We start from the raw sequence: 8,675 nt of genomic DNA on the forward strand, positions 1-8,675 counted from the left end.
GCAGACTTTTTACCGCCTGCGAACGAGTCGCACTTACCCAAAAATCCTCCGCGCTTTTTTCTCCCTCACCTTTGGTATTCGCTATCAACGTATTTACCAGCTTCAAAATATCTTTCTCGCTGCGGATATACACAAAGGGGTTGTAGTGCATAGATTTTTTGAAGTTAATCGTATTCAGTACCTTAATGCGGTAGCCCGCCCGTTGCAGCAGCTTCCCGCACTCAATCAAAACCGTACCTTTCGGGTCGGTTAAGACGTAAGAGGAATGAAGCTGCATTAGATTAGGTTTGACAAAAAATCTTGTTTTTCCGCTGCCGCTGCCGCCGATCACGACGACGTTCTTATTTCTCGCGTACTTCGGCTGCTTCGGGCGGCTGTTCATGGTAAGCCGTTCCGTCTGCGTCAAAATGATGTTGTTTTGGAAATCCGGGTCTATGTAGGGCTTTATATCTTCGGCGTTTCCCCATCGGGCAGAGCCGTACTCCGCGCCCTTGCGGTATTTCTTCGCGTTTTTCCCTTTGACATAGACTATCAAGCGGATAATCACCGCACCGACAATGCCGACAAGCAAATCCAACGGGTAAACGCTCGGCAAGGCGTTTTCAAAGGCTGCGGAAAATCCTTGTGTGATATTCAGTATCTTTGCAGAAATATCCGCGCCGGGGGCAAGCCGCACCGCCTGTCCGACTTTATCAAAGAGATAGACAAAGAACACATAGGGGATATTCGGAAGTATCAGCTTTTTGTAGTTGATCTGCTTCATATCTCGCGCCCCCTGTCCATTTTCTTTACCTTGTCGCGGGCGGCGTTAAGCTGCTTCGCCTTGTCCTTTGCAGCGGCAAGGGCTTTGCGGATAGAGGGCTTTTTCTCCCGGTTCAGCTTCTTTGCGGAAAACTCTTGAAACGCTGCGGTCATAACGTCCGCGTCCCGGCCTTTGAAAAACACAAGGTAACGGGTCTGCTCGCCCTTAACCTTTTTTAGCGAAAAATCTATGTTGTATTTCTTCGCCGTACTCTCAAAGGCTTTAATATTGCTGTCGGTGATCTCGATGTTGGAAACACCCGCGTTCTGCTTCATAAGCTGCCGCATGGTCTGTTTCCCATGCGCGGGTTTGCTTTTCTGCTCCAAAAACTTTTGGATTGCTTTCTGTAACGCCTGTTCGGTAAGCCGCGCCGCGCCTTTTCCCACTTTGACGTATAGGGCAATCGTTTTTTGGGTTACTTCCTCCTGCAAGGTATCAACTCCTTTCCCGGTAAAGTGCGGCTATGCTCATTCGCCGCCGTATAAGTCGTGATTGACAAGGGCGGTATAGTAGCTGTCAATGGTACTCGGCGCGTTGAACAGCACCGCTTTTAGATACTGCTTGATGTTGCGCACTTTGGTTGTGTTCTCCCTCATGCAATCCAAAACAAACTCAATATGGCTGCTGTTCAGCTTCAAAAACTTGGATTTCACCAATTCGGCGGGGTAGTCGTCCCCGGCAATACGGATTGTCTTTCGGGCTGTGCAGACGGTTTCCAGCATAAGGTCAACAATCTCGTCCAAACGGTCTTTGTCAATTTTGCAGTTTTGAATGAGATGGTCGTATTCGATATTGTCCTTGATAATCTCCCTGTAAATCTCTACTGCGCTATTGCTTTTCGCTTCCGTTCTTTTCCTTTCCGGCGGCGTAGCCGCTTCGCCATGCGCAAAGGGCAAGGGGTTTAGGGAATGGAAAGGAATGGAATCGGTACTTGATAAATCAGTAATTGATTGTTCTTTACTTAATATATCTTTATTTAATTGCGTTGGATTTTCCAACGTAGGTTTTTCCTGCGTAGGTTTTTCCAACGTTGGATTATCCAATGTTGGATTTTCCAATGTAGGTAAATCCAATATAGGCGGCTGTCCGCCGCTGGTAGCTGCTTCCGGCTCTCGCGGCTGCGGCTGCTCGTATATGACGTAATCTGCGCCCCGCAAGCGTCCCTTTTCGTCGCGCTCCCGGCTGCGCACGATATATCCGGCTTTTTCGAGTTCCTTTACCGCTTCGCGGATTGCGTCGATCTTCTCCCGGTTGATATGGGATAAGCCCGCAAGGGTATAATCCCAATCTTCGGGCAGCGAAAGCATTTGCGACAACAAGCCCTTTGCCTTTAAGGACAATTCCTTGTTTCGCAAGTGGTGGTTGCTCATAACGGTATATCCCGTATTTCGCTCCACTCTGAAAACTGCCATATTTCCTCACTTCCTCTCTTGGTATGCGTGGACAATTAGAAAGCCGTTTTCGGCTGTTTTGGTATTGCAATATGCCCTTTGCCGTTTTCGCGTCTGCAAAGCCGCATGGCACAAGGGCTTTTGCCCGTCTATTTGTCCATGCTGGCGTGCGTTTTCCGCGTCCTTTTGCCGGGGCAATAGGGACACTCTTTGAAAACGCAAAACTCATATTTCCACCCGGGGCGGTAGAAACGGCAAGTGCCGCAATCTTCATCATCTCCGGCACAACCGGATTGATAGCGGTCAAATCCCGGCTTCTGCTGCATGAGCAATTCAAACGCCCGCTGCTTGCCCTTTGTGAAATACATTCCGGCTGCACCTCCTTTCCTGCGGGCATAAAAAAACGGCGTTACTTTCTCCCCCAAAGGGGTTAAGGTAACGCCGTTTGTGTGCGTATTCAGTTTTTAACACATTCCCTGTCTATCCGCTGTCCGCAAAACCATTGATTTTATTAGCTTTTTGCCGCTATCGCTATCACACCTCATTATTTGACAGACCTTCATGGAACAGACTTGTTGAAGGTGTTAAAAACGGAGAAATCACTGCCTGTATCTGCAAGGATATGTCCAGAATCGGCAGAGATCATCTGCAAGTAGGTTTTTTCACTGACATTCTGTTTAGAGAAAAGGAAGTTCGATTTATAGCAATCAATAATGGTATTGACAGTGACCGTCAAGAAACCAGTGAGTTTGCCCCTTTTCTGAATATCATGAATGAGTGGTTTGTCAGGGACACAAGTAAGAAAATTAAAGCTGTACTGAAATCCAGAGGTTCTTCCGGCAACGCTCATACAAGTAATATCCCACCATACGGCTATTTGAAAGACCCCGAAAACCCCGACCATTGGATTATTGATGAAGAAGCTGCTGAAGTAGTCCGCAGAATTTATCGCATGACTATTGAGGGAAAAGGACCTTATCAGATAGCAAGAGAACTTTCAGAAGAAAAAATAGAAAGACCGTCTTATTATCTTGGAAAAAAGGGACTTGGAAATCATGCAAGCAACTATGACAAAGAAAATCCGTATATGTGGCGAGGAAATCAGGTTACTACTCTGATTGCCCGACCAGAGTATATCGGAAAGACTGTCAACTTCAGGACATTCAAAAATTCCTATAAGGACAAAAAGACGAAAAGGGCAGACAAGGAAGATTGGGTGGTTTTTGATGATACACAAGAGCCTATTGTCGATGAAGAAACATGGCTGCTTGCTCAAAAGTTAAGACAGAATGTAAGAAAAGCAGATCCTATGGGCGAGCCTAATGTTCTGACCGGAAAGATTTACTGTGCTGATTGTGGTGCGCCGATGTATAATCACAGGCAGCGGAAAGGGCGAGAAAGAATATACTATACTGCCAAAGGCGAAAAAAGGACAAGTTATTCCAATCCGGCAGATTGTTATGAATGTTCCACTTATAATCTTGCTTATCAGAAGTATGATCGTCACTGTACTTGCCACCATATTTCAACAAAAGCACTTAAAAGCATCATTCTGAAAACCATACAGGAGACTTGCCATTATGTTTCTTTGAATGAGCAGGAGTTTGTCTATTCTCTGCAAGAAGAATCGGCGATGAAAGATATTGCTGTTTCTGAAACTGTAAAAAACCGCATTGAAAGAAATCAGAAGCGAGTTCACGAACTGGATATGCTTATCAGGAAAATCTATGAAGATAATGTGATTGGAAGATTGCCGGACAGACTTTTTCAGAGTATGCTTACTGATTATGAAAATGAGCAGAACGAGCTGAACAAGATTATTGAGACTGACACCGCTGATATGCAACGGATTATAGGCGGTCAAAATAATGTGGAGCGTTTTCTAAAGCTGGTCAAAAAGTATGAGAACATTACAGAACTTACTCCTGCCATGATAAATGAATTTATCGACAAAATTCTGGTTCACGAGCCACAAGGAAAAGGTGCAGACCGCACCACAGAGGTGGAGATATATCTTAACTATGTCGGGCAATTTCAAGTACCTGTGGAGCAGCATGAACCAACCGAGGAAGAAAGGATTGCTGCTGAAAAAGAGGCGGAACGACTTCGCAGAAAACGAGAATCCAATCGTAAGTATATGAAAAAGATTCGTGAGAAATCAAAAGAATTTGCGGAGCATGAGCGTATAGCAGAAGAAAAAAGCTCTGATAGCAATGTGTGTGTTGAACAGAACGCCACAAGCAAATCAAATCGGCAAAAAGTGAAAGGAGAAAAAATAGCATGACAGAATTGAAACCACGAATCCATGATGAAAGCAATGGTCTGGACTATGTTCTTGTGGGCGATTACTATGTGCCGGACTTGAAGCTGCCGGAGGAACACCGCCCTATCGGTATGTGGGGCAGACTGCACAGGACATATTTGGAGCAGTACCGCCCTGCAAGGTTATCTGCCCTCTGTTTATCCGGCGAACTGCATACTTACCTTGCTGACCTGAACGAACAGGCAGCGGAAAGGTGCAGCCTTATCATTGAGCAGATGAAACAAGCCGAGGGTGTGACCGAAACCATGAAAGCAGATAATCAGATGTTGTGGGTACAGTCCATAAACTCTATCCGTAACCGAGCCGAAGAAATCATCAGACAGGAAATGATTTACTGCTGATTTTATCAAGTCCAAAACCAACAATTTTATATCGTCAACGAAGCGACAGGTATTTCCTTATGAAGTGTCTGTCGCTTTTCATTTATCAAACTTTAAGGAGGAAAACACAATGAAGATGAACCGGAATGAAATGGAAGCCCTTTATGCCTTTGGCTGTCCGAACCTGAAAGCAACTGTCGAGCGTTTGCGTATGGTGGCTGCCCTTGCACCCGATCCGGTGGCGAAGAAGCTGTTTTATATGCTTTCCGTCAAGCTGAGTGCTGAGGGTGTTGAAAGGTGGTATCGTTGCTTTTACCGCAGGCTGAGGGTGTTGAAAAACCGTAGGGAGGGCTGCTATGACGAGACTGACAAAGATTGAGAAAGAAACAATCGTTCTCTTTAATGAGGGCGAGGACAAGGCAAATATCTACACCCACAACGCCGGATTGAAAAAGAGGTTGGCTGCTTTTGCTAAGAAGTACCCTGACCTTTGCCGACTGGAAAAATCCAATGTTCAAGGCGGTGTTTCTTATGAGCTGGCAAAGTCCCGTCTGTCTATCCGTTTCCTGCCGCCTTACAGTGAGGAACGCAGACAGAAAGCCAGTGAATATGCGAAAAAGCATGGGCTGAACAGCCAGCAGGGATAATGTGATAATCAGGGCTGATATGCGGTTAAAATGTCAGGTGCAGACCTGATGTTTTGACCGTTGCCTATCGCCTGTGAGGAAAGTATCGGGGACTATGGATTTTGCGGAAATGTGCGTTATAGGTAAGTAAAAAACTACTTGATAGAGCGTGAATTGAATTGTTCATATCGGTATGATATAATTTACTGAAATGAAGCAAGAAGGTGGACTTTTGTATGAAAAAATTTTTGAAAATATTGCTAATCATTGTAGGAATAGTTTTTTTGATTTTTGCAGCGCTGATATGTATTGGACTGTTTGTTGATTATGATGACCATATTGAAAATGGTCGTTATACTTATGTTCCGGAAGATGACAATAAAGACAATGCATATGTCGAATTCAATTTGAGTGATTACGATAAAAAGGATTCTGAACTCATATATTATAGTTCTGTCGAAGAAGCTATTTTGAATTCTCCTTTGAATGCTGAAAATGAAGAATTTTCTGTTCCAGAAGATTTTCTTAATCATGTTGATGAAATATTGCATATATGGAATGGCAAACAGTATGATACTATTTTCTATCGGGCAGGAAGCGATAACGATCCCGTTCAAGGTTTTGTGATGGCACGCTGCAAAAAACAGGTGGAGGAAGCAAGTGTACAATATGCGTTTGTAAATGCTACACCAGCTACCACTACACCAGATACCACTTATGGGGGAGACTTCAAAAAATTTATCCATTTATCTTTAACAATAAGTGATATTCAACAAGACTTAAATCCAAATTATCCGGATACCAGATTCGTTTTTGGCTATGCACATGATAAAGAAATTTACTCATTAGAAGTAGAAGGTCAAAAGCCAGATGGGATTATAGAATATGAAGAATATGGTAGAACGATGTATATGTGGTATTATAACGATTTGAAAAGCAATAAAAGAGGCGATTGTCTGAGCTACTCAGTAGATGTGCCAGAGTAATTTTTCAAATTGGCTAATCTGCCACAACTGAATATGACCGTCAAGGTCAGATGAAGAAACCGATGTATTGAGCGTAAAGCGATCATGCGTCGGTTTTTCTTATTTCATGAGCTGACAGAATTCCGACTGTATATCACCCGTGAGGAAAGTATCGGGGACTATGGATTTTGCATAAATGCGCGTTACAAGGCTTGAACAGGAACTCTGCACACAAATTTTTTCTTCCATTCGTTAAGTTGATGAAGTATAATGAAAAATAAGATAAAGTTAATTCTTGGAGGTGTTATTCATGTTTGGTTTTAAGAAAAATGAAAAGCCAACGCTCATTATTGAAGCAAAAGATCTAATGGAAATTATCAAGTCTGATTATGATAATGATATGGCTTTTACTCTTATTGAGTTTTCCTATAATGAGAAAAAATATGTGATGGGTTCCTGTGTTTTACCTGCTAACGCAGAGGAATGTAAAGAAAATATATCTTTTATATTTCAAACATCGGTGTACAAGGGGTACAAACAAGATAAAATAGAAATGAGGGGCGATAGAGCGGAAATGTCAGATTTTCCACTCTATCTGAACATGGTCACTGGTGGCCTTGATTGTAGAGATCAAGCCATCGGCGGCTTTTCTTTTGTCGTCAAAATCTATGCTGTCCCAGTTGTCGAGATAATAGGATAACTTCTTTATCTGCTGGGGAGATATGGTTTCAACGCTCAATTCAGCGATTGCCTTTGAAATGGTCTGGCGTCGGGTGTCCAGTTCTTCAATTTTTTTGTTGGCGTAGGCAAGCAAGGTCGCATTGGCTCCGGTTAGCGTATCCAGCAGCTTTTCAATTTCTGCCTCCACCTGTGCCAGCTCCACTTGATAGGCGGTCAGTTTCGGATTGACTTTTTCCTCCCTGCCGTGGAGTATCTGAAAATCTTTGAACTTTTCCTGCATGGCCGAGAAAATGAATTGCTCAAATTCTTCTTTGCGGATTTTCCCGCAGCCCGGACAGCCTTTGTTTTCCGTCCGTTTGGTACAGCGGAAATAGCCGGTGCTGTTTGGTACATGGGTGGCTTTCAGAGCATACCCACAATGCCCGCATTTGATTTTTCCGGCCAGCCAAGTATTTTTTGGTTTCCGTCCCTGCTGGAAGGTGGTGTTTGCCATAAGTTTTTTCCGACATTTCAGCCATGTGTCAGAGGAAATGAGTGCTTCGTGGGGAGCGATAACAAGTATCTGGTCTTTTAAGCACCTGTCTTTGTCCTCCTTCACATCCCGCCCCTGATAGAGATAGCAGCCGTTTGTTCCGGCAAAGTCAGAAGCGTCATTGACAATCGCTGCACCCTGACTCTTGAAAAATTCGTACAGCTCCAAGTCGGCCTGTGCATAAACGGGGTTTCTTAAAAGCTGGGAAAGAAATGTACGGAACATGGATTTGCCATAAATTTTTATGTCATGTTCCTCGAAGTATCGAGTAATATCTCCGAAGGAGGTTTCCGGTTCAGCGTACATTTCAAACATCAGCCGAACATGGTCGGCGGCTATGGGGTCGGCAACCATTTTCTTTGTGCGGATACCCTCTACCACAGTAGGCTCTAACTGATAACCGTATGGTGCCTGTCCGCTCATGTGAAAGCCTTTCAGGCACCGTGAATAGTAGGCGTCTGTGACACGCTTCTGAATTGTCTCACGTTCAAGCTGGGCGAATACAATGCAGATATTCAGCATGGCCCGGCCCATCGGGGTCGAAGTATCAAACTTTTCTGTGGATGATACAAACTCCACATCATACTCTTGAAACAGCTCCATCATCGTTGCAAAGTCCAGAATAGAGCGGCTTATACGGTCCAGTTTATACACGATGACCCGCCTGACCTTTCCCTTGCGGATCTCGCCCAACAGCTTTTGAAACTCCGGCCTGTCCGTATTTTTACCGGAATAGCCTTTGTCCTTGAATACCCGGCAGCTCCCACCTTTCAATTCATACTTGCAAAAGTCGATCTGACTTTCAATGCTGATACTGTCCTTGCGGTCTACTGACTGTCTTGCGTAAATACAATCTTCTCTGATAAATTCCATATTGGGCTCCTTTCCTTGTTGGAATGGAGCTACCAACCTTACAACTATATTATACCATCAGCAGCCCCGGACAACAATGTTGCGAATGATTAGGGAAATCTGTCCCCATATTTTCTGAACACCTCATAAAGACAACGCTCAATTTCTTTTTTGCGCTGTGCT

The 8,675-nt window shown here is 44.1% G+C and carries 10 protein-coding genes; 6 read left to right on the forward strand and 4 right to left on the reverse strand.

Going from position 1 to position 8,675, the window contains the following annotated elements:
* The 3 genes from PG722_RS13430 to PG722_RS13440 all read right to left on the reverse strand — a co-directional run.
* Positions 1 to 763: type IV secretory system conjugative DNA transfer family protein (locus PG722_RS13430; RefSeq protein WP_270580842.1), on the reverse strand; the 763-nt coding region annotated here is incomplete at its 3' end.
* A complete protein-coding gene (locus PG722_RS13435) occupies positions 760 to 1,233 on the reverse strand; it encodes a PcfB family protein (protein WP_002604484.1) in 474 nt (157 codons plus the stop codon). The genes PG722_RS13435 and PG722_RS13430, both read right to left, overlap by 4 nt.
* A 36-nt stretch (positions 1,234 to 1,269) precedes the next feature.
* Positions 1,270 to 2,214 (reverse strand): DUF6017 domain-containing protein, encoded by a 945-nt coding sequence (locus PG722_RS13440; RefSeq protein ID WP_002604485.1) that lies wholly within the window; start codon positions 2,212 to 2,214, stop codon positions 1,270 to 1,272.
* A gap of 23 nt (positions 2,215 to 2,237) precedes the next feature.
* On the opposite strand from PG722_RS13440, the gene PG722_RS14290 reads away from it, so the two are divergent.
* The 6 genes from PG722_RS14290 to PG722_RS13470 all read left to right on the forward strand — a co-directional run bounded on the left by PG722_RS14290 (position 2,238) and on the right by PG722_RS13470 (position 6,448).
* Positions 2,238 to 2,627 carry a hypothetical protein gene (locus PG722_RS14290; protein WP_173018957.1) on the forward strand — a complete coding sequence of 130 codons (390 nt, stop codon included), beginning with the start codon at positions 2,238 to 2,240 and terminating at the stop codon, positions 2,625 to 2,627.
* Positions 2,628 to 2,695: 68 nt separating this feature from the next.
* Positions 2,696 to 4,477 carry a recombinase family protein gene (locus tag PG722_RS13450; protein ID WP_270580844.1) on the forward strand — a complete coding sequence of 594 codons (1,782 nt, stop codon included), beginning with the start codon at positions 2,696 to 2,698 and terminating at the stop codon, positions 4,475 to 4,477.
* Positions 4,474 to 4,857: a TnpV protein gene (locus tag PG722_RS13455; protein WP_117553176.1), complete on the forward strand. Its 384-nt coding sequence runs from the start codon at positions 4,474 to 4,476 to the stop codon at positions 4,855 to 4,857. The genes PG722_RS13450 and PG722_RS13455 overlap by 4 nt, the downstream gene beginning before the upstream one ends.
* A 109-nt stretch (positions 4,858 to 4,966) precedes the next feature.
* Complete coding sequence (locus PG722_RS13460) at positions 4,967 to 5,215, forward strand: ferredoxin (RefSeq protein WP_117553177.1); 249 nt, start codon at positions 4,967 to 4,969, stop codon at positions 5,213 to 5,215.
* On the forward strand, positions 5,193 to 5,483 hold the full coding sequence (locus tag PG722_RS13465) for a hypothetical protein (RefSeq protein ID WP_005930793.1): 291 nt from the start codon (positions 5,193 to 5,195) through the stop codon (positions 5,481 to 5,483). Before PG722_RS13460 ends, PG722_RS13465 begins: the two co-directional genes overlap by 23 nt.
* A gap of 215 nt (positions 5,484 to 5,698) precedes the next feature.
* A complete protein-coding gene (locus PG722_RS13470) occupies positions 5,699 to 6,448 on the forward strand; it encodes a hypothetical protein (protein WP_117553178.1) in 750 nt (249 codons plus the stop codon).
* Between the two features lie 556 nt (positions 6,449 to 7,004).
* On the opposite strand, the gene PG722_RS13475 is transcribed toward PG722_RS13470, so the two are convergent.
* Positions 7,005 to 8,513, reverse strand: a complete 1,509-nt coding sequence (locus PG722_RS13475) for a recombinase family protein (RefSeq protein WP_064787031.1) — start codon at positions 8,511 to 8,513, stop codon at positions 7,005 to 7,007.
* Positions 8,514 to 8,675: the final 162 nt, after the last annotated feature.

The organism is Butyricicoccus sp. OF27-2pH9A (assembly GCF_027693185.1).
Lineage (GTDB): Bacteria > Bacillota > Clostridia > Oscillospirales > Butyricicoccaceae > Agathobaculum > Agathobaculum butyriciproducens.

Coding starts and splice junctions, on each gene's coding strand:
- PG722_RS13475 (WP_064787031.1), bottom strand. CDS start 8,513: ATGGAATTTATCAGAGAAGATTGTATTTACGCAAGACAGTCAGTAGAC.
- PG722_RS13470 (WP_117553178.1), top strand. CDS start 5,699: ATGAAAAAATTTTTGAAAATATTGCTAATCATTGTAGGAATAGTTTTT.
- PG722_RS13440 (WP_002604485.1), bottom strand. CDS start 2,214: ATGGCAGTTTTCAGAGTGGAGCGAAATACGGGATATACCGTTATGAGC.
- PG722_RS13455 (WP_117553176.1), top strand. CDS start 4,474: ATGACAGAATTGAAACCACGAATCCATGATGAAAGCAATGGTCTGGAC.
- PG722_RS13465 (WP_005930793.1), top strand. CDS start 5,193: ATGACGAGACTGACAAAGATTGAGAAAGAAACAATCGTTCTCTTTAAT.
- PG722_RS14290 (WP_173018957.1), top strand. CDS start 2,238: ATGCGTGGACAATTAGAAAGCCGTTTTCGGCTGTTTTGGTATTGCAAT.
- PG722_RS13460 (WP_117553177.1), top strand. CDS start 4,967: ATGAAGATGAACCGGAATGAAATGGAAGCCCTTTATGCCTTTGGCTGT.